General features: G+C 75.6%; 17 protein-coding genes. 5 read left to right on the top strand and 12 right to left on the bottom strand.

Annotation, left to right across the window (positions count from 1 at the left end):
* Positions 1-18 precede the first annotated feature (18 nt).
* From ACTMTB_RS02435 to ACTMTB_RS02425, 3 genes are read right to left on the bottom strand one after another with little or no spacing between them, the layout of a single operon-like run.
* Positions 19-897, bottom strand: a complete 879-nt coding sequence (locus ACTMTB_RS02435) for a DUF3152 domain-containing protein (RefSeq protein WP_441142282.1) — start codon at positions 895-897, stop codon at positions 19-21.
* Between the two features lie 5 nt (positions 898-902).
* Positions 903-1,877 (bottom strand): alpha/beta fold hydrolase, encoded by a 975-nt coding sequence (locus tag ACTMTB_RS02430; RefSeq protein WP_441142281.1) that lies wholly within the window; start codon positions 1,875-1,877, stop codon positions 903-905.
* Between the two features lie 46 nt (positions 1,878-1,923).
* Positions 1,924-5,151, bottom strand: a complete 3,228-nt coding sequence (locus ACTMTB_RS02425; RefSeq protein WP_441142280.1) for a hypothetical protein — start codon at positions 5,149-5,151, stop codon at positions 1,924-1,926.
* Positions 5,152-5,301: 150 nt separating this feature from the next.
* Here ACTMTB_RS02425 and ACTMTB_RS02420 point away from each other — a divergent pair, with 150 nt between their 5' ends.
* Both ACTMTB_RS02420 and ACTMTB_RS02415 read left to right on the top strand, forming a co-directional pair.
* Positions 5,302-5,940: a TetR/AcrR family transcriptional regulator gene (locus tag ACTMTB_RS02420; protein WP_280837012.1), complete on the top strand. Its 639-nt coding sequence runs from the start codon at positions 5,302-5,304 to the stop codon at positions 5,938-5,940.
* A gap of 65 nt (positions 5,941-6,005) precedes the next feature.
* Positions 6,006-6,233 (top strand): DUF3107 domain-containing protein, encoded by a 228-nt coding sequence (locus ACTMTB_RS02415; RefSeq protein WP_334449574.1) that lies wholly within the window; start codon positions 6,006-6,008, stop codon positions 6,231-6,233.
* A gap of 57 nt (positions 6,234-6,290) precedes the next feature.
* Here the strand turns inward: ACTMTB_RS02415 and ACTMTB_RS02410 are convergent, their stop codons facing one another.
* Positions 6,291-6,938, bottom strand: a complete 648-nt coding sequence (locus tag ACTMTB_RS02410) for a ferritin-like fold-containing protein (protein WP_441142279.1) — start codon at positions 6,936-6,938, stop codon at positions 6,291-6,293.
* 291 nt (positions 6,939-7,229) lie between these two features.
* Here ACTMTB_RS02410 and ACTMTB_RS02405 point away from each other — a divergent pair, with 291 nt between their 5' ends.
* Together ACTMTB_RS02405 and ACTMTB_RS02400 are read left to right on the top strand one after the other, a co-directional pair.
* Positions 7,230-8,909, top strand: coding sequence for a DEAD/DEAH box helicase (locus ACTMTB_RS02405; protein WP_441142278.1), 1,680 nt, complete (start codon positions 7,230-7,232; stop codon positions 8,907-8,909).
* Positions 8,910-9,159: 250 nt separating this feature from the next.
* Complete coding sequence (locus tag ACTMTB_RS02400) at positions 9,160-10,317, top strand: class I SAM-dependent methyltransferase (protein WP_441142277.1); 1,158 nt, start codon at positions 9,160-9,162, stop codon at positions 10,315-10,317.
* Between the two features lie 54 nt (positions 10,318-10,371).
* On the opposite strand, the gene ACTMTB_RS02395 is transcribed toward ACTMTB_RS02400, so the two are convergent.
* Complete coding sequence (locus ACTMTB_RS02395) at positions 10,372-10,812, bottom strand: hypothetical protein (RefSeq protein WP_441142276.1); 441 nt, start codon at positions 10,810-10,812, stop codon at positions 10,372-10,374.
* Between the two features lie 258 nt (positions 10,813-11,070).
* Between ACTMTB_RS02395 and ACTMTB_RS02390 the strand changes: the two genes are divergently transcribed.
* Positions 11,071-11,487 (top strand): helix-turn-helix domain-containing protein, encoded by a 417-nt coding sequence (locus tag ACTMTB_RS02390; RefSeq protein WP_154941761.1) that lies wholly within the window; start codon positions 11,071-11,073, stop codon positions 11,485-11,487.
* 31 nt (positions 11,488-11,518) lie between these two features.
* On the opposite strand, the gene ACTMTB_RS02385 is transcribed toward ACTMTB_RS02390, so the two are convergent.
* The 7 genes from ACTMTB_RS02385 to ACTMTB_RS02355 all read right to left on the bottom strand — a co-directional run bounded on the left by ACTMTB_RS02385 (position 11,519) and on the right by ACTMTB_RS02355 (position 18,849).
* Positions 11,519-12,691: a hypothetical protein gene (locus ACTMTB_RS02385; RefSeq protein ID WP_441142275.1), complete on the bottom strand. Its 1,173-nt coding sequence runs from the start codon at positions 12,689-12,691 to the stop codon at positions 11,519-11,521.
* Positions 12,684-12,911: a heavy-metal-associated domain-containing protein gene (locus tag ACTMTB_RS02380; protein ID WP_154941760.1), complete on the bottom strand. Its 228-nt coding sequence runs from the start codon at positions 12,909-12,911 to the stop codon at positions 12,684-12,686. The genes ACTMTB_RS02385 and ACTMTB_RS02380 overlap by 8 nt, the downstream gene beginning before the upstream one ends.
* Before the next feature lie 167 nt (positions 12,912-13,078).
* Positions 13,079-15,199: a DEAD/DEAH box helicase gene (locus tag ACTMTB_RS02375; RefSeq protein WP_441142274.1), complete on the bottom strand. Its 2,121-nt coding sequence runs from the start codon at positions 15,197-15,199 to the stop codon at positions 13,079-13,081.
* A 173-nt stretch (positions 15,200-15,372) separates the two neighbouring features.
* Positions 15,373-16,497, bottom strand: coding sequence for a branched-chain amino acid ABC transporter permease (locus tag ACTMTB_RS02370; RefSeq protein ID WP_357618148.1), 1,125 nt, complete (start codon positions 16,495-16,497; stop codon positions 15,373-15,375).
* On the bottom strand, positions 16,494-17,384 hold the full coding sequence (locus ACTMTB_RS02365) for a branched-chain amino acid ABC transporter permease (RefSeq protein WP_441142273.1): 891 nt from the start codon (positions 17,382-17,384) through the stop codon (positions 16,494-16,496). The genes ACTMTB_RS02370 and ACTMTB_RS02365 overlap by 4 nt, the downstream gene beginning before the upstream one ends.
* On the bottom strand, positions 17,381-18,109 hold the full coding sequence (locus ACTMTB_RS02360; protein ID WP_441142272.1) for an ABC transporter ATP-binding protein: 729 nt from the start codon (positions 18,107-18,109) through the stop codon (positions 17,381-17,383). The genes ACTMTB_RS02365 and ACTMTB_RS02360 overlap by 4 nt, the downstream gene beginning before the upstream one ends.
* Positions 18,106-18,849 (bottom strand): ABC transporter ATP-binding protein, encoded by a 744-nt coding sequence (locus ACTMTB_RS02355; protein ID WP_088960181.1) that lies wholly within the window; start codon positions 18,847-18,849, stop codon positions 18,106-18,108. Before ACTMTB_RS02355 ends, ACTMTB_RS02360 begins: the two co-directional genes overlap by 4 nt.
* Between the last annotated feature and the right edge of the window lies 1 nt (position 18,850).

The raw sequence follows: 18,850 nt of genomic DNA, 5'->3' as shown, positions 1-18,850 counted from the left end.
CAGATAGCGCGGCGGGGCTCAGACCGGACGGCCGGTGTACGGCCGCCCGTCGAGGTACGGCCACGGGTTGGCGGTGCAGCCGTCCAGGAAGAGCGACTGCTGCTGCATCACCGGCGCCGGCCGGCCCGGCCCCGGGCAGCGCTCGTGGCGGTGCCCCAACTGGTGGCCCACCTCGTGGTTGACCACGTAGGTGCGGTAGAGCGACAGCGGCACACCGGCCCGCACGAAGTGCGGCACCGAGGTCCGCCACCGGTCCAGGTTGATGATCACCTTCCCCGACGCCCGGCACGACGTGTACGGCCGGCCGCCCACCCGGATGTCCACTCCCCCGGCCCGGCACATCAGCCCCGCCGTGTTCGCCGTGGCCAGGTAGATCGTGAAGTCGTACGCCTCGCCCGCCGGCACCCGGCGCAGCCGCAGCCGCCCGCTGTCCACCCAGCTCCCGGGCCCGGCCAGCGCCGCCTGCGCCTCCTCGGAGAAGGCGTGCACGTCCTCACCGGAGCCGTTCTCCACCGCCACCCGGTACCGCTGCACCGGGCCACCCCGCCCCAGCACCGGACCGGCCCGGTCGTCGTACCCGAAACTGCCCCGCCCGGCGGACGGCACCGGGCCCGCGAGCTGGAGCAGCGGGGCCGGGCTGGTCGCGGACGGGCTCGGGGTGACCACCGGCAACGGCGACGGGGTGAGCGGCGCGGCGGTCGGCCGAGGGGCGGGCGTCCCGGCGGCGAGCGTCTCGGCGACGGCCCCGGGACGGCCGGCGGAGAGCGCCCCGCCCGCACCGACCACCACCGCGAGCATGGCCAGCAGCAGGACCGTCCAGCGACGGCCTCCGACGGGCGCGCGGCGGCCACGGGGGGTCGCACGCGCGCGGTGACCGTGGGGGAGGAACTCGGGCATCCGGGTCATCCTGCCATGTCGGAGCGCCTCCCGGCCTCCTCCGTTTCGGCGAGCAGGTGCAGCACCGCCCGCGCCACCGTGCGCGGCACCTCCACCTGCGCGACGTGGCCGACCCCTTCGAGCATCATCAGCCGGCTGTCCGGGATCGCCCGGGCCGCCTGCGGCGCCACCCGCACGTCCACCAGCTTGTCCTGCAGGCCGCCTACCACCAGCGTCGGGGCCTGCACGGACGCGGCGATCCGCCACATCGACCCCGCCCCCGGCAGGTACGAGCGCAGGAAGCTGGAGACCAGGCCGCGGAACGTCCGGACGTACGCGGCGGCGTAGTGCGCGGCCTCGTAGCGCACCCGGATCTCCTCCAGCGCCTCCTGCCGGCGCTGCTCGCTGAGCCGGCTCAGGTCGGCGAAGCACGCCTCCAGCACCTGCTGGGCCATCACCTCCGGGGCGAGCTGGGCCAACCGCCAGGCCGCCAGCCGCTCCCCGCGCGGGATGGCCAGCAGCGGCAGCATCCGCCCCTGCAACGAGCGGCGGAAGTCCAGGAACGGCAGCGCCGGGGAGACCAGCGTGAGGGTACGCACCAGCTCCGGCCGCAGCCCCGCCACGTGCACCGCGATCGCCCCGCCGAGGGAGTTGCCGAACAGGTGCACCGGCCCCCGGTCGGAGTGCTCGATCCAACGGACCACCCGCTCGGCGAAGGCCGGGATCGTGTAGCGCCGCCCCGGCTCGCTGCGCCCGAACCCGGGCAGGTCGATGGCCTGCCCGTCGAGCCGGTGGGCGAGCAGGCCGGCCAGGTCCGTCCAGTTCTGCGACGAGCCGCCCAGCCCGTGCACGTACAGCGCCGGCTCCGCGTCCGCACTCGTGGCCGGGGTGTCCCGGACGTAGGTGACCGTGCCGTCGAGGCGTACCTCCCGGCCCGGCCAGGGCGGCGGAACGTGGTGCGGGGGCAGCAGATGCTCGGGCCAGAGGGCGGCTCGCTTCATGCCTCCCAGTGTGCCCAGCACGACCTGCCGGCGAACACCGAGCCGCTCAGGCCAGCAACGCCTCCAGGCGCCGGTTGACGGCGGCCAGCGTCGCGCGGACCACCGCCTGCCGGGGGTCACCGGCGACCAGCGCGGAGCCGGCGAGCTGCTCGACCCAGCCGTCGCAGACCAGCAGGACCACCACCGTGGCCACCTCGCAGTTGCCGAACGGCACCACCGCGGCGTGCTCGACGAAGCACCGCCCGCGCTCGGCCGTGCCGTCGGCGCCCCGCAGCAGCTGGTCCACCGCCGCCGCGGCGGCGACCGCGCAGAGCCGCAGGACGTACCCGTCCACGGCCGGCCCGCTGGAGTGCCCGGCCGCCTGCTCGCCGCCGGCGAGCAGGCGTACCTCGACGGTGGCGTCGAGACCGAAGGTGCTCACCTGGACATGGTCGATCACCACCCGGGGCCCCGGCGCGCCGCCGGTGTCCAGCGGTCGGGAGGGGGCGCTCTCCGTCGTGGTCAGCTGCCCGCCGGAGTACGAGGTGCCGAGCGTGACCGGGCTGCCGGTGGCCGGCGGCGCGGAGGCCGAGCTCGCCTCCTCCACACTGGCCCGGCCCCGGTGCGCGGAGACCTGCCGGCGCCGGCGCGGCACCCCCTCGACCGTGCCCGGGTAGTCCTCCACCCGGCCGGGCGCGGGGGCCGCGGTGGCCGCCTCGGCCGCCGGGCGGGCCCCGGGCGGCTGGTCGGCGACGCCGCGCCCGGTGCCGGCGGGTGCGCGACCCTCACCCGACGGATCGGCCGAACGGGACCGCCTCGACGGGCCGGCCCCGGGCTCCTGCCGGCGCAGGTCGCCGGGGCGGGACTCCGCGTCGCGCGGCCGGGCCGGCGCCTCGCCGGGGCGCGGCTCGGGGGCACGGGTCTCGGGCGCGCGGGTCTCGGCGGAGCGGCGCCGCAACGGCGCCGGGGCGGGCGTCGTGCCGGGCAGGTTCTGCGGGGCCGCGGCCAGCCCCATCCGCTCCTGGAGCAGTCGGGCCACCATCCGGCTCACCTCGGCCGGGTCGGCCCCGTCGGCGAGGTCCAGCCGCAGGCTGTGCGCGCCGGCCGGGGTACGGCGCAACGCGGCGTCGCGCACGCCGGCCACCTCCCGCACGGCGTCGAGGATGGCGTTGACGTCGAAGCCCTCCGGCCGCTCCCGCAGCGGGGCGGGCTCGTCGTCGCGGCGCAGGTGGGTGGCGATGCGGGCGAGTTCGGGGGTCTCGGCGGGTGGCTCCACGGCTGGCGGCTCCGGCACAACGGGCACGTCCGGCTCGGCGGGGACGCGCTGCGGCAGCACCACCGCGCCGGGCTCCGGCGTCCCGTCCTCCACGGCCGGCTCGGCCGGAGGCGCCGGATCGGGTGCGGAGCGGCGGGCCGCGTAAGGGGGTGCGCTCGTCGGAGCGGGCGCGGAGGAGGGGCGGTCCAGGCGGCGTGGCCCGCTAGTGGCGGGATCCGGCGAGGCGCCGGGACCGGTGGGGGTCGGCGGGTGGCCGGGAAGCTCCGCCGGGGCGCTGGCGGTCTCCGCCGGCACGGACCGGAGCCGGAACGGCCGGTCGACCCGGTCGGTGGTCGGACTGCTGTCGGCGGCCGGCGCCCGGGCGGGGGCGGGGGGCGCGCTGTAGGGGGCGGCCGCGCCGGCCGGAGGAGCGCTCCGGGGCGCGGCGGCCGGCGGGGCGCTCCAGGGCGCGGCGGCCGGAGCCTCGGCCGGCGGCGCGGGGGTGGGCGTCGAGCCGTAGGACCCGGTGCTCGGTGCGGTCCGGTAGGAGCCGCTGGGCTCCGGCCGGCTGTACCACCCCGTGCCCGGCGCCGATCCGAATGACCCGGCGGCCGAGCCGGAGGGCTCGGTGCTCGGTGCCGAACCGTACGACCCGGCTGACGGCGCCGAACCGTAGGAACCGCTGGCCGGCGACGCACCGTAGGCCGTACCCGCCGGACGTTCGCCGTATGGCGCGGCGGCGGGCGGGGCACTGGCGGGCGCGGCCGCGGGCGGCGCGCTGGCGGGGGCGACGACCGGGGGCGCGCTGGCGGGCGCGGCGGCCGGCGGGGCGCTGCGGGGGGCGGCGGAGGGCGGCGCGGTGGCGGATCGGGAATCCGCCCATCCGGCGGCTGCGTCCACGGCGGACCGATCCGGGGCCGGCCGGTCGGTCGACGGTTCCCGTTCGGCCCGGGCCTCCCGCTCGGCGCGGGTCGGCTCGTACGGCCGGGGCTCCTCGGACCGCACCGGCTCGTAGGGGCGGGCGGGCTCGGCCCGGACCGGCTCGTACGGCCGCGCCGGCTCGGCGCGCACCGGCTCGTACGGCCGGTCGGGCTCGGCCGACCACTCCGGGGTCCGGTCGGACCGGGACCGGCGGCTCGTCGGCGGCTCGTCCTCGCGGGCCCACGGCGGCGCCCAGCCGCCGCCCCAGCTCGGCCGGTTCCAGCTCGGGCCGGACCAGTCCGGTTCGTCGGCGGGCCGGTGACCGGCGTAGGGCTGCTCGGCGTGCGGGTCCGGCTCGCCGCGCCCGGCGGCCGCCTCGTCGCCGCCGCGGGCCCCGGTCGACTCGTCGGCGGAGCCGGGGTGGGGACGGTCGGCCCGGGCGCGGGACACGTCGGGCGGGAACTGGTCGGCCTCGGCCCGGTCGGGCTGTCCCCGGTCCGGCCGGGGCGCGTGGAAACCCGGGGGGACCTCGAAGCCGGAGGCGGCGGTGCCGACCGGCGGGACCTGCACGGCCGGTGGCGCGGACGTGGGCAGGCCCCCGTCCGCCCAGCGGCTGAGTCGCGGCGGCTCCTCGGAGGAGTGCCGCGCGGCGGCGTCCGGGTCGGCCGATCCGGACTGCTGCTCGGGCGGGGGTGCCGGCCGCTGCGCCGGTACGACCAGTCGATCGCCGTCGGCGTCCCGCCGCAGGTCGGCGCCGAAGCGGGGGGCGTCGGCGGGCGGGGCGCTCACCGGGGAAGGTCGGCCGCGCGGCTCCTCGCCGGGGTGGCCGACGCCGTTGAGGTGGGCGCGTCCGTTACGCGGCGCGGGGTCGAGCTCGGGGTCGGTCAGCGGCGCCGGCAGGTCGCCGTGGCGCGGGGAGGAGGCGTCCCAGCCGGTTGCCGGGTCGGGCCGGTGCCAGGGGGCGACGGTGTCCCGGTACGCGGGGGCGTCGGCCCCGCCGGACCACCCGGTCGCCGGGGGTGCCCACCCGCTGACGGAACGGGCCAGGTCGTCCTGCTGACCCGTCCCGTCACCGTGCTCTCCCGGGGTGGCGGCACCGGGTTGCCCTGTTTCACTCACCGCGCGCTCCTTGGTCGCCCCCGCTGAGGCTACCGTGTGGTGACAGTGGCGATAAGTTACAGCGGCGGGCCAATTCCGGGACCGGGGAACATGCCCCAGACCGGTACGGGGTAAAAGTGCCGGCTCGTACGAAGAAACTCGGAGGTTCCCATGACCGCTGTGGGGAACGGTGCGCAGACCGCCGGCCGGCCCACCAGGCTGCCCCGCTCGGCGCGACGTAAGCAGCTGCTCGCGGCGGCGCAGGAGGTGTTCGTCGCGCAGGGTTACCACGCCGCCGCGATGGACGACATCGCCGAGCGGGCGGGGGTCTCCAAGCCGGTGCTCTACCAGCACTTTCCCGGCAAGATGGAGCTCTACCTGGCGCTGCTCGACACGCACTGTGACGCGATGGTCGCCAAGGTGCACGACGCGATGAGCGGTACCAGCGACAACAAGGAGCGGGTCCAGGCCTCCGTCCGCGCCTACTTCGACTTCGTCGATCACGAGAGCGAGGCGTTCCGTCTCGTCTTCGAGTCGGACCTGCGCAACGACCCGGCGGTGCGGCAGCGCGTCGAGCGGGTGGAGCAGGGCGCCATCGCGGCGATCACCGACACCATCATCTCGGACACCGGCGTCAGCCGGGCGCACGCCGAACTGCTCGCCTCCGGTCTGGTCGGGGCCGCCGAGACCGCCGCCCAGTTCTGGCTGGCCGGCGGTCGCCAGGTGCCCAAGGCGGAGGCGGAGGCGCTGGTCGCGGCGCTGTCCTGGCGTGGGATCGCGAGCTTCCCGCTGCAAGGTGAGTCAGCCTGAACATCCGGCCCCGAGATCGGATAGCCTTCCCATCGGCGGCTCTTTCGCCCACCTGAGGAGGCACAGTGGAGGTCAAGATCGGCGTGCAGTACGCGCCGCGCGAGCTGGTTCTGGAGAGCGCGCAGTCGCCGGCCGAGATCGAGCAGATCGTGACCGACGCCTTCGGCAAGGACGAGGGGACGCTGTCCCTGACCGACGAGAAGGGCCGGCGGGTCATCGTGCCGGTCAGCAAGGTCGCCTACGTCGAGATCGCCGAGGCGTCCCCGCGGGCGGTCGGGTTCACCGTCCGCTGATCCGGTCCGGCCACCGCGGCGGGTGCGCCCGCCGCGGGCCGGGCCCGACCGGGCGGATCAGTTGTTCAGCCCGACGGCGGCCATCCGGGCGGTGTGGTTGGCGGTGAGCCGGCGGAACGTCGCCTGCACGTCCCTGCCGTCCCGCGCGATCAGCGCGGTCAGCGCGCCCCGGTCCGCCGCCGCGACCCGGCCCGCCTGGGACAGCGCCTCACCCACCAGGCGCCGCGCCCACATGGAGAGCCGGTTCGCCACCCGGGGGTCGGTCTCGATCGCGGCCCGGATCTCGGCGGCGGCGAAGTCGGCGTACCGGGATTCGTGCAGCACGTCGCGCACCAGCCGCCGGTACGGCTCGTCCAGCCGGTCGGCGATCTCGCCGAGGAAGTCGTCGGTGATGGCGTCCCCGACGTACGCCTTCGTCACCGCCTCCAGCCAGTCCTTCGGTTCGGTGGAGTCGTGGTACGCCTGCAAGGGCTCCACGTACGGGGCCATCACGTCGTCAGGCGTCGCCCCGAGGGCGGTGAGCCAGTCCGAAAGGCGCCGGTAGTTGCCGATCTCTACGGCGGCCATCTCGCTCAGCGCGGCCCGGCGGCGCAGGTCGGGGGCGAGCCGGGCGTCGGCGGCCATCCGGTCGAAGGCGAGCAGTTCGCCGTAGGCGACCAGGCCGAGCAGGTCGACCACGGCCTCGGGTGTTGTCGGGGCGGACACGAGCGCAGGGTACCGCCCAAACCGCCACACCGAGCCCCCGGGACAGTGGCACAGGTCACAATTCGCACCCCCGGAGGAGACCCGGCCACCGCGCTCCGGGACGTGCGCAGGGCCGCTCGGGTAGTATGGAGCAGTTGCCGCGGGCGCCGATCTGATCGAAGTCCTGCCTGCGGCGCGCGTGCGGCCCGGTCCGGCTCGGCGAATCCGCCGCCGACCGCGTGGCCCGCGCCATACCGAACGCGCCCTGAGGACAAGACGGGGCGCACCACGAGAGGGCACCCCCAGATCCAGATGAGCGAACAGATTCTCGAAGAGCTGGGTGGCCACGAACTGGCCCCCACCGCCCCGGTCCGTCCGGAGGCTCCCACCTTCGCCGCGCTCGGTGCGCGGCCCGAGACCGTCGAGGCCCTGGCCGCGGCGGGCATCACCCGCGCCTTCGCGATCCAGGAGTACGCGATCCCGATCGCGCTGCGCGGCACCGACATGATCGGCCAGGCGCCGACCGGCACCGGCAAGACCCTCGGCTTCGGCGTACCGCTGCTGGAGCGGGTTTTCGCGCCGGGCGAGGGCAGCGACGGCGTGCCGCAGGCACTGGTCGTCGTCCCCACCCGCGAGCTGGGCATCCAGGTCGCCAAGGACCTCGCCGCCGCGGGCCGGACCCGGGGCATCCGGGTGCTGCCGATCTACGGCGGCGTGGCGTACGAGCCGCAGATCGACGCGCTGCGCAAGGGCGTGGAGATCCTGGTCGGCACGCCCGGCCGGCTGATGGACCTGCAGAAGCAGAAGCACCTGCGGCTCGACCGGGTGCGCGCGCTGGTCCTCGACGAGGCCGACCGGATGCTCGACCTGGGCTTCCTCGACGATGTCGAGAAGATCCTGGCGATGCTGCCGGAGGACCGGCAGACCATGCTCTTCTCGGCGACCATGCCGGATCCGATCGTCACGCTCTCCCGGCGCTTCCTGCGCCGTCCGATGACGATCCACGCCGGGCACACCGCCGAGACCGGCCCGTCGCCGCAGACCCAGCAGCTGGCCTACCGCACCCACTCGATGAACAAGGTCGAGATCGTGGCCCGGATCCTGCAGGCCGAGGGGCGCGGACTGACCATGATCTTCACCCGTACCAAGCGGGCCGCCGACCGGGTGGCCGAGGACCTCGACTTCCGCGGCTTCGCCGTGGCCGCCGTCCACGGCGACCTCGGCCAGGGCGCCCGTGAGCGGGCGCTGCGGGCGTTCCGGGCCGGGAAGATCGACACTCTGGTCGCCACCGACGTGGCGGCCCGGGGCATCGACGTCAGTGGCGTCACCCACGTCATCAACTACGACTGCCCCGAGGACCAGGACACCTACACCCACCGGATCGGTCGTACCGGCCGGGCCGGGGCCACGGGCGTCGCGGTGACCTTCGTCGACTGGGACGACATGCCCCGCTGGCGGATCATCGACAAGACGCTCGGCCTGGACATGCCGGAGCCGCCGGAGACGTACCACACCTCTCCGCACCTCTACACCGACCTCGGCATCTCCACCGAGATCACCGGCACCCTGCCGACCGCCGAGCGGACCCGCGCCGGGCTCTCCGCGGAGGTCGAGGAGGACCTGGGCGGCCGGCCGCGGCGCGGCGAGAGCGGCAGGGGCTCCCGGCGCGGCGACAGCCGTGGTGAGAGCCGGGGCGAGAGCCGGGGCCGGGGCGAGCGCCGACGCGGCGGTCACTCCGACGCCGGCACGCCGGACGCCGACGCGCCGGCCGACGCCGCCGCCGAGGAAGGCACCCGCACCCCCCGCCGCCGGCGTCGCCGCCGGGCCGGTGAGGCGGTCGCGGGCGAGTCGACCGCGGCGGTCGCCACCGACGCCGGCTCCCCGGAGCCGGCCGTGGCCGCCGCCGAGGGCGAGTCGTCGAAGCCGCGCCGTCGCCGGCGCCGCCGTGGCGGCTCCGGTGCCGGTACCCCGGCCGAGGCGATCGCCGACTGACCGCTGCGACACCCGACGTCCCCCGCACCGTTCACCGGTCCGGGGGACGTCCCTTTTCCGGTGCGGGCTCTCGGCCTTCTTGGGGCTCCTGACGTCGACCGCAGCGTTGCCGTCGAGGCAGCAGAGCAAAGGGTGCTCCAGTGTCGGTCGACGCGCCGGGGACCGGGGTCCGGCGCGGTGGACGAGCGACGCACGGCACCATGCGGTGGCCTGCCGACGGGCGGCCCGGACCAGGAAGGAAGATGGTGGAATGCCGGAACCGTTGGACGCCGCCCTGACCGAGGTCCGGGCCCTGCTGCTCGACCCCGCGTTGACCCGCGCGGTCGCCGCCGGTCGCCGCCGTGGGCAGCGCCCCTCGGTGGTCCGCGCCGAGCTGCGCCCGGTCGCGCTCAAGGCCGGCCCCCGGTTGCAGATCTCCACCTCCGACGGCGCCCGGCCGTACACCCGCAACGTGGCTCCGGGGGCGGAGGCCGGCGCGGCGGTCGACGCGCTGCTGGCCGAGCCGTTCGGCAACTGGCACGTGGAGACCGCTGACGCCACGCTCCAGCTCCGGGTGACCAAGTCCGGCGAGGCGCAGGTGCACCGGGCCGCGGCGAGCCGCCCGGAGGCCGAGCCGGGTGGTCACGACCGCGCCAAGGAGTACCTGCTCGACCCGGGCGACCCGATCTTCGCCGCGATCGGCGGTTCGGCCGCCAAGCGCCGCCAGGTCGACGCGTTCCTGCGCGCGCTCGCCGCCACGCTCCCCGACGAGCTGACCGGCCCGCTGCGGGTGGTGGACCTGGGCTGCGGCAACGCGTACCTGACCTTCGCCGCGCACCGCTACCTGACCCAGCGGGGCCTCGACGTCGAGCTGGTCGGCGTGGACGTCCGCGAGGACCAGCGGCGGCGCAACACCGAGCTGGCCGAGCGGCTCGGCTGGGCCGACCGGGTCTCCTTCGTGGCCGGCACCATCGCCGACGCGGTGGTCGAGCCCGCGCCCGACCTGGTGCTGGCGCTGCACGCCTGCGACACCGCCACCGACGAGGCGCTGGCCCGCGCGGTGCGCTGGGACGCCCGCTGGGTGCTCGCCGCCCCGTGCTGCCACCACGACATCGCCGCGCAGCTACGCGCGCACCCGGCTCCCGCGCCGTACGAGCTGCTGACCCGGCAGGGCATTCTGCGGGAACGCTTCGCCGACGTGCTCACCGACTCGCTGCGCGCCGGCCTGCTCCGGCTGCACGGCTACCGGGCCGAGGTGGTGGAGTTCGTCGACTCCCGGCACACCCCGCGCAACCTGCTGATCCGGGCCCGCCGTACCGGCACCGCGCCGACGCAGGCGCAGCGGGCCGAGTACCAGGACCTGGTCGACCAGTGGCGGATCACCCCGCGCCTGGAGACGCTACTGACCGAGGCCGGCCCGACAGCCTGAGACCGGGCTGGCCCGAACACCCGTCCGACCGCCCGAGGTCGGCGGCGGCGCGGGTCAGCGACGGCGATCGCCGCCCCGGTTCCGCCCCGACCGCTCGCCCCCCGGGGCCCGGTCGAACACCGAGGTCCGGTCCCGCGACGATCGCTCGTCCTCGCTCGATGCCGTGGGGAACGGGACGACCTTGCCCGACGTCTCGGCGTTGCCGGCCGCGGCGAAGGCGTTCCAGGAGATGTCGACCAGCAGCCGCTTCAACTCGGCGTGCCGGACGGCGGCGCTGTGCTGCAACGCCAGCCGGATGCCCAGCACCACGCCGACCAGGGTGGTGGTGATCGCGCCGGTGGCGGCCAGCACGTGCACGCCGGTGGCGTCGTCGCCGGTCAGCACCAGCACCAGCAGCCAGATCCAGAAGCCGAGGGCGAACACGCCGGCCTTGGCCACGAAGAACATACTGACCGCACCCGGGCGGTGCGGCACCGGAAGGACGGGGTCGGCCATGCTGCTCCTCATCGGTGCGCCGGACTCGTCAGCGCCACGTCGCTGGTGGCGCCGGCGCGTCGAGCTTAGTTGATATCTGACTATCGACGCTGGACACAGGACCGGCACAAATGCCGGGACGCGACCCCCACCGACGCCGAAGTCCGGTCGGCGGGACCCTCGGGGTCGATCGGTCGACTGCTCCGACGCCTTGTCGTACTACCCTGGGAGGGGCGCACCGAATCTGGGCTCCGGCCGGGAAGGGAAGACCCCGCAGGAATGGGTTCCGCAGAGGTATCACCGCAGATGGCCTTCGCACGCTTCGTGCGACGTGCCATCGACGACGCCCGCGACGAGCGGGGTTGGACGGTGAGCGACCTGGCGGCGCACACCGGGGTCGGCCGCTCCACCGTCTTCCGCTGGCTCGCCGGCGACTGGCAGGACTATCCCGAGCTGGCCAAGGTGCGCGGGTTCTGCGCCGCCCTCGACCTGCCCGTCGCGGCGGCGTTCCGGGCGCTCGGGCTGCCCGACGCCGGTCCCGCGCCGCGCCGCCGGGTCGACGACTCCCCCGTCGAGGCGGACGTGCGAGTCATCCTGGAGCGGCTGGCCGACCCGACCGTGCCGGCCGAGGAGAAGCACCACATCCGCGACCTGCTCCGCTACCTGGCCCGCCGCCCGGTCCGCCGAGCCGGCTGAGCGACCGGCCACCCGGCCGCCGTCGTCGTCGTCAGGGCACGGTGACGGTGAACTCGGCGGTGCGCACCACGCCGGCCACCTGGAAGTCCAGGTACATCCGGTAGCGGCCCGGCCCGGGGGCGGTCACCCAGAAGGTGACCGGGTCGCCCGCGGGCGTCGCCACCGGGTGCACGTGCAGGTAGCCCAGGTCCCCCTCGCGGAGGGCGACCAGGTGGCCGTACGCGCCGAGGTAGCGTTCCAGCGCGGCGGGGGCGCCACCGGCGCTGACGGTGAAGCGCAGCGGGAGGGCCTTGCCGACCGCCGGCGTGCCCTCGTACCCGACGGTGAAGCCGTCAACGGTCGTGGTGGTGGCCGGGGCGGGCAGCGGCCGAGGGGCGTAACCGCCGGGCGCGACCAGGTCCACCCCGAGGGTCGCCGCCGTCTGCCGGCCGTCGTCGGCGACCGCGGTGAAGTCGGCGTACGCCCGCCAGACGCCCGGCTGCCCGAGGGTCAGCGGTACGGACCAGGTGCCGTCGGGCGCCATCGTCGGGTGCAGGTGCTGGTAGCCGCTGAGGTCCCGGCGCACCACGACCAGGTGCATCGGCTTGTCGTGCACGACGGCGAACCGGGTGACCGGCCGGCGCCGCTCGTCGCGTACCTGGAAGCGGAACTCGCCGGCCCGGCCGACGCCGAACTCCACGGCCGACGGGGTGAGCGTGTAGCCGCCGGAGCTGACCGAGAGACCGCCCGCGCCGCTGTCGGCGGCCTGGTCGGTGCCGGCGCCGTGGTCGTGCGCGCCGGTGCCGGGGGCGTGGGTGTGGTCGGCGGTGGTCGCGGCGGCGCTCGTCGCCGAGGGCGTGCCCGGGCCGGGGTTGGCCCGGCCGAGGCCGAAGCCGAGCAGCACCGCGAGCACCAGCCCGCCGACGGTCAGCGCCAGCCGCAGGGTGCTCCGGTCCGCCCCCACCGGCGGCCCGCCGACCGCACCGGTCGGGAGTGCGTCGATCAGCTCAGCCCGCTCGTCGTCGGCCGGACGCACTCCGAACACCGGTGGACCCGCGTCGCCCACCGGGTGCGCGTCGGCCGGGCCGGACCGCCCGCCCTCGACCGGCTGCCCGTCGCGCACCGGCGGAAGCGCGTCGGCCGCCGGCTGGGCGTCGGTCACCCCGGAGCGCTCGCCGCCGGCGGACTCGGGCGGGACCGGCGGGGTGGGCGGGTGCTCAGGCACCGCCCACGGCCAGTTCGTACCCCGCCTCGTCCACGGCGGCCCGGACCGACGCCTCGGACAGCGGCGCGGTGCTGGTCACCGTCGCGGTACCGGCGGCCAGGTCGACCCGCACCTCGTCGACGCCGGGCAGCGCGGACAGCTCCTCGGTGACCGCGCGCACGCAGTGCTCGCAGGTCATCCCGGTGACGGCATAGGTGTGCGTGACGGTTCCCTCGGCCATGCGCCCACGGTACCGCCGACCCGGCTGCCGTCCGCCGTCCGGACGCCCAGCGTGGCGACGGTCGCAATCCATCCGAGCTGGGAACTTTCCGCCCGCACCCGCCGACGACCAGCGGGAACCGCGGCGACTGGGTGCGCCGGGTCGACCTGGCCGACCGCGGGGGCCCCTCAGCCGGCGACGGCGAGGGCGAGGGGGAGCACGCCCGGGGCACCGGCCCGGCGCAGCAGCCCGGCCACCATGGTCAGCGTCCAGCCGGAGTCGACCAGGTCGTCCACCAGCAGCACCGGCCCGTCCAGTCCGCCCAGCGCGTCGGCCAGCTCGTCCGGCACGGCGAACGCCCCGTGCAGCGCGCGTACCCGCTGGGCGCTGTTGCCGCGCGGCCCGCCGGCCCCGGCGGTGCCGGTCGGGACCACCTGGCCGAGCAGCGGCAGCCGGCCCACCGCGGCGATCCGCTCGGCCAGCGAGCCGACCAGCGCGGGGTGCGTGCGGGACCCGACGGCGACCACGGCGGCCGGGCGGCGCGGCCACGGGTCGTCACCGTGCGCCCACGCCTTGAGCACCTCCACCACCGCCGCCGCCACGTCGTCGGGGACCGGGCCGTCCGCCGCCTCCGGGCCGACCAGGCCGCGCAGCCGCCCACCCCAACCCAGGTCCGACAGGCGTCCCACGGCCCGCCCGGGCAGCGCCTGCTCGCCGGGGGGAATCCGCCCCTTGAGGGGTACGCCGACCGCGTCCAACCCGGTCGGCCAGAGCTTCTTCGGCGGGATCTCCACGCCGGGGCGGCCGAGGAAGGTCTGCGCGGCGGTCAACGCGGCGTCGGAGACCTCCGGCGTGAACAGGGGCGCGGCGCAGCGGTCACACCGCCCGCAGTCGCCCGCGCCGGCGTCGTCCAGGCACTCCCGCAGGTAGCGCATCCGGCAGCCGGAGGTGGTCACGTACTCCCGCATGGCCTGCTGCTCGGCGGTGCGCGCCTGGGCGACGCGGCGCAACCGGGCCTCGTCGTAGACCCAGGGCTCGCCGGTGGCCAGCCAGCCGCCGCGGACCCGGCGGACCGCGCCGTCCACGTCGAGCACCTTGAGCATCAGCTCCAGCCGGGCCCGGCGCAGGTCGACCATCGGTTCGAGGGCCTGGGTGGAGAGCGGCCGGTCGGTGTGCAGCGCGCCGAGCACCGCCCGGACCTGCTCCTCGGGCGGGAAGGCGAGCGAGGCGAAGTAGCGCCAGATGGCCGCGTCCTCGACACCCGGCAGCAGCAGCACCTCGGCGTGCTCCACGGCCCGGCCGGCCCGGCCGACCTGCTGGTAGTAGGCGATCGGCGAGGGCGGCGCGCCGAGGTGCACCACGAACCCGAGGTCCGGCTTGTCGAAGCCCATGCCCAGCGCGGAGGTGGCGACCAGCGCCTTGATCTTGTTGTCCAGCAGATCCTGCTCGGCGGCCCGCCGGTCGGCGTCGTCGGCCTGCCCGGTGTAGGAGGCCACCGACCAGCCGCGGGAGCGGAGGAACTCGGCCGTCTCCCCCGCCGCCGCCACGGTCAGGGTGTAGATGATCCCGGAGCCGGGGAGCCGGTCCAGGTGGTCGGCGAGCCAGGCCAGCCGGTGCGCCGGGCTGGGCAGGTCCAGGACGCCCAGCCGCAGCGACTCGCGGTCGAGGGTGCCGCGCAGCACCAGGGCGTCGCCCAGTTGCTCGGCGACGTCGGCGGTGACCCGCTCGTTGGCCGTGGCGGTGGTGGCGAGGACCGGGGTGCGCTCCGGCAGATTGCCGAGGAAGGTACGCAGCCGGCGGTAGTCGGGCCGGAAGTCGTGCCCCCAGTCGGAGACGCAGTGCGCCTCGTCCACCACCAGCAGCCCGGTGGTGGCGGCCAGCTTCGGCAGCACGGTGTCCCGGAAGTCCGGGTTGTTGAGCCGTTCCGGGCTGATCAGCAGCACGTCCACCGCGCCGGCGTGGATCTCGGCGGTGATCTCGTCCCACTCGTCCAGGTTGGCGGAGTTGATGGTGCGGGCCCGGATGCCCGCCCGGGCCGCCGACTCCACCTGGTTGCGCATCAGCGCCAGCAGCGGCGAGACGATCACGGTCGGCCCGTGCTCGCCGTGCTCCCGCAGCAGGGCGGTGGCCACGAAGTAGACCGCCGACTTGCCCCAGCCGGTGCGCTGGACGCACAGCACCCGGCGCCGGTCCACCACCAGCGCCTCGATCGCCCGCCACTGGTCCTCGCGGAGCCGGGCGTGCTCGCCGGCCAGCCGGCGCAGCACCGCCTCGGCCCGCTCCCGTACCGCCGCCCGATCCTGGCTCATCCGGCATTTCTACCAGGTGCCCGACCCACCCTCACTGGTCAGCGCTGCTGGGCGGCGGCCCGTCTGGCGGCAGGGAACCCCGTTGATCATGAAGTTATCGCCACCGCGCCCGGCGCGTCGCGGCAATAACTTCATGATCAACGGGGTCGAGACGGGGTCGAGACGGGGTGGGGTTAGTGGGGGCGGCGGGGGGTTAGGGCGGTGCGGAGGGGGGTTAGGCGGGAGGTGAGGCTGGCCAGGCCGCCGGGGAAGAAGTAGACGGCCAGGATGAAGACGGTGCCGAGGACGAACAGCGGCTGGCTCAGCGGGCGGCTGAGGACGGCCGGGAGGCTCTCCACGGCGTCGCTGGTGCCGAAGGCGGTGAGGCGGTGGTCCAGGTACATGTAGAGGATGCCGCCGAGCACCGGGCCCCAGCGGGTGCCGGGGCCGCCGAGCACCACCATCACCAGCAGCGACAGGGTCAGCTCCGACGAGGTGATGTGCGGCGAGGCGCCGCCGACGATCAGGCAGTAGACCACCCCGCCGCTCGCGGCGAGGCCGCCGGCCAGGGTGAACGCCACCAGCTTGAACCGGTACGGGTCGAGCCCGAGCACCCCGATCCGCCGCTCGTCGTCGCGCAGCCCGGCCAGCACCCGCCCGGTGGGCGAGCCGGAGACCCGGTGCACCACCAGGACCACCACCGCCAGGTACGCCAGCGCCAGCCAGTACAGGTTGACCGTGTTGGTCACCCCGACCAGGGCCGGCGGCAGCCCGGACACGTCCAGCGGCAGCCCCTCCTCACCACCGGTCCACCCGCCGAAGTCCCGGGCCACCAGGATCGCGCCGACCTGGGCGAAGGCGAGCGTCACCATGGCGAAGGCGATTCCGACGGTGCGCAGCGCGACCGCGCCGAGCAGCGCGGCCAGGGTCGTCGCCCCGGTGACGGCGAGCAGCGCCGCCTGCCACAGCGGCAGGCCGGCCCGGGTGACGAGGATGTCCGTGCCGTACACGCCGGCGGCGAAGTAGAGCGCGTGCCCGAACGAGAGCATCCCGGTACGGCCGAACAGCAGGTCGTAGCCGGCCGCCAGCCCGCCGAAGACCAGGCAGACGGCGAGCAGTTGCAGGGTGCCCGGCGAGTTCAGCGGCCCCTCGAAGATCCCCGGCAGGCTGACCGTCGAGTACGGCAGGATCGCCGCCACCGCCAGCGCCGCCAGCGGCAGCCACGGCCGTACGCCGTGCCAGCGGCGGCGTCCCGGAGTCAGCTCGTCGGGCACCGCCGCGGGCGGAGCCGGGACCTCGGGACTCTTGACCTCGGTCATGCCGTTGCCACCTTTCCGGCGAAGCCCTGCGGACGCAGCAGCAGCACCACGGCGAGCAGCCCGACCACGCAGATGTCGCCCAGTCCGGACTCGCCGTAGTAGTTGACGAACTGTTGCAGCAGCCCCACCGCGACCGCGGCGTACGCGGACCCGACCACCGAGCCCATCCCGCCGATCACCACCACGATGAACGCAAAGATCAGCAGCGAGCCGCCCTGACCGGGCGAGACGGTGCCGAAGTAGACGCTGCCGAGCGCGCCGGCCAGCGCGGCGGCGGCCCCGCCGATCGCGAAGACCAGGGTGAACGCCTTGCGGACGTCGATGCCGAGCGCGGTCACCATCTCCCGGTTCTCCACCCCGGCCCGGATCACCAGGCCGTAGCGGGTCCAGCGGAGGAAGGCGAGCAGCGCGCCGAGCACCAGCACCGCGGCGACGATCAGCAGCAGCCCGCCGTTGGGCACGTTCGCGCCGAAGATCGAGGTCACCTGACGGGTCCACTCGGGGCGCGGGAACGGGCGCGCGTCGGCGCCCCAGGTCGCCTGGAGCAGCGCCACCCCGGCCAGCGACAGGCCGACGGTGACCAGCACCTGCTCGATGGTCCGCGAGTAGAGCGGCCGGATCAGCACCAGTTCCACCAGCACCGCGACGAGGGCACCGGCGAGCACCCCGAAGACGACGGCCACCACGAAGCCGAACCCGTCGGAGCCGGCGCCGGGCAGGTTGCCCGCGGCCCACCAGGTCGCGTACGCGCCGACGCCGAGGAAGAGCCCGTGCGCGAAGTTGAGCACGTCGGCCAGGCCGAAGACCAGGGAGAGCCCGGAGGCCACCAGGAAGTAGAGCGCCGCCAGGCCGAGCCCGGTCAGCGCCAGCAGGATCACCGTGGTCACGAGTGCACCTCCGCCGAGCCGACCCCGAGCAGCGACTTGGTCAGTCCGGTCTCCAGCAGCAGTTCCTGGGCGTTGCCGGCCCAGGCCACCTTGCCGGCGGCGAGCACCACCGCGTCGCGGGCGAGCCGCCGGACCACGGCCAGGTTCTGCTCGACCAGCAGCACCGGCACGGACTCGGCCACCCGTTCCAGCACCTCGGCCACCTCGGTCACCACCTTCGGCGCCAACCCCTTGGTCGGCTCGTCGACCAGCAGCAGCCGGTTGTCGTTGAGCAGCACCCGGCCGATGGCGAGCATCTGCTGCTGCCCGCCGGAGAGCGAGCCGGCCCGTTGCCGTCCGCGCCGGTCCAGCTCCGGGAAGAGCGCGAAGACCTTGTCGTACGCGGGGGTGGTGCCCCGCCGCTCGGCCAGCCGCAGGTTCTCTGCGACGGTGAGGCCGGCGAAGACGCAGCGGTCCTCCGGCACGTAGCCGAGACCACCGCGGACCAGCCGGTGGGTGGGGCGGGCGAGCAGGCTCTGCGCGCCCATCCGGATGGCGCCCCGGACCTCGCCGCCCGGCGGCGTAAGGCCGACGATCGCGCGCAGCGTGGTGGTCTTGCCAACGCCGTTGCGCCCGAGCAGCACGGTGACGCCGGTCGGCGCGACCGTGAACGACACGCCCTGGAGGATGTGCAGCCCGGCGATCCGCACGGACAGGTCCTCCACACTGAGAACGGGCTCCGTCATAGCGACTCCCCCAGGTACGCCTCCTGGACGGTGGCGTTGGCCATCACCGTGTCCGGGGTGTCGCAGGCCAGCAGCGCGCCGTGGTGCATCACGGCGATCCGGTCGGCGAGTTCCAGGATCACGTCCATGTGGTGTTCGACCATCAGCACCGCCCGGCCGCTGTCGCCGGTCAGCGACTTGATCACCGCGACCAGCTCGGGCACGTCCTCGGCGCTGACGCCGGCCATCGGCTCGTCCAGCAGCATCACCCGGGGCTCCCCGGCGAGCAGCAGGGCGATCTCCAGCTTGCGCTTCTCGCCGTGGGCGAGGGTGCCGGCGAGCGCCGCGCCCCGGTGGTGCAGGCCGACGCGGTCGAGCGCCGCGTCGGCGGCGGCGGCCACCTCCCGGTCGGCCGCCGCCCGCCGCCACAGCTTCATCGAGCCCCCGCGGTACGCCTGCACCGCGAGCCGGACGTTCTCCCGGACGGTGAGCGAGCCGAAGACCGAGGACGCCTGGAAGGTGCGTCCCAGCCCGAGGCGGGCCCGCCGGTGCGGGGGGAGGGCGGTGACGTCCTCCCCGTCCAGCAGGATCCGACCCTCGGTGGGCCGGCGCAGGCCGGTGATCAGGTTGAACAGGGAGGTCTTGCCGGCGCCGTTCGGCCCGATCACGCCCAGGAACTCCCCGGGCGCCAGGTCGAGGTAGACGCTGTCGACGATGGCGACCTCTCCGATCCGCCAGGTCAGACCGCGGGTGGCGAGCACG

This window comes from Micromonospora sp. L32 (assembly GCF_052068055.1).
GTDB classification, from domain to species: domain Bacteria; phylum Actinomycetota; class Actinomycetes; order Mycobacteriales; family Micromonosporaceae; genus Micromonospora; species Micromonospora purpureochromogenes.
This window is presented reverse-complemented; position numbering and strand designations above follow the sequence as displayed.

What these genes read in the sequence shown, in the direction of transcription:
- ACTMTB_RS02375 (WP_441142274.1), bottom strand. Translation starts at nt 15,199, where the DNA reads ATGAGCCAGGATCGGGCGGCGGTACGGGAGCGGGCCGAGGCGGTGCTG.
- ACTMTB_RS02435 (WP_441142282.1), bottom strand. Translation starts at nt 897, where the DNA reads ATGCCCGAGTTCCTCCCCCACGGTCACCGCGCGCGTGCGACCCCCCGT.
- ACTMTB_RS02370 (WP_357618148.1), bottom strand. Translation starts at nt 16,497, where the DNA reads ATGACCGAGGTCAAGAGTCCCGAGGTCCCGGCTCCGCCCGCGGCGGTG.
- ACTMTB_RS02395 (WP_441142276.1), bottom strand. Translation starts at nt 10,812, where the DNA reads ATGGCCGACCCCGTCCTTCCGGTGCCGCACCGCCCGGGTGCGGTCAGT.
- ACTMTB_RS02430 (WP_441142281.1), bottom strand. Translation starts at nt 1,877, where the DNA reads ATGAAGCGAGCCGCCCTCTGGCCCGAGCATCTGCTGCCCCCGCACCAC.
- ACTMTB_RS02390 (WP_154941761.1), top strand. Translation starts at nt 11,071, where the DNA reads ATGGGTTCCGCAGAGGTATCACCGCAGATGGCCTTCGCACGCTTCGTG.
- ACTMTB_RS02420 (WP_280837012.1), top strand. Translation starts at nt 5,302, where the DNA reads ATGACCGCTGTGGGGAACGGTGCGCAGACCGCCGGCCGGCCCACCAGG.
- ACTMTB_RS02405 (WP_441142278.1), top strand. Translation starts at nt 7,230, where the DNA reads ATGAGCGAACAGATTCTCGAAGAGCTGGGTGGCCACGAACTGGCCCCC.
- ACTMTB_RS02360 (WP_441142272.1), bottom strand. Translation starts at nt 18,109, where the DNA reads ATGACGGAGCCCGTTCTCAGTGTGGAGGACCTGTCCGTGCGGATCGCC.
- ACTMTB_RS02400 (WP_441142277.1), top strand. Translation starts at nt 9,160, where the DNA reads ATGCCGGAACCGTTGGACGCCGCCCTGACCGAGGTCCGGGCCCTGCTG.
- ACTMTB_RS02380 (WP_154941760.1), bottom strand. Translation starts at nt 12,911, where the DNA reads ATGGCCGAGGGAACCGTCACGCACACCTATGCCGTCACCGGGATGACC.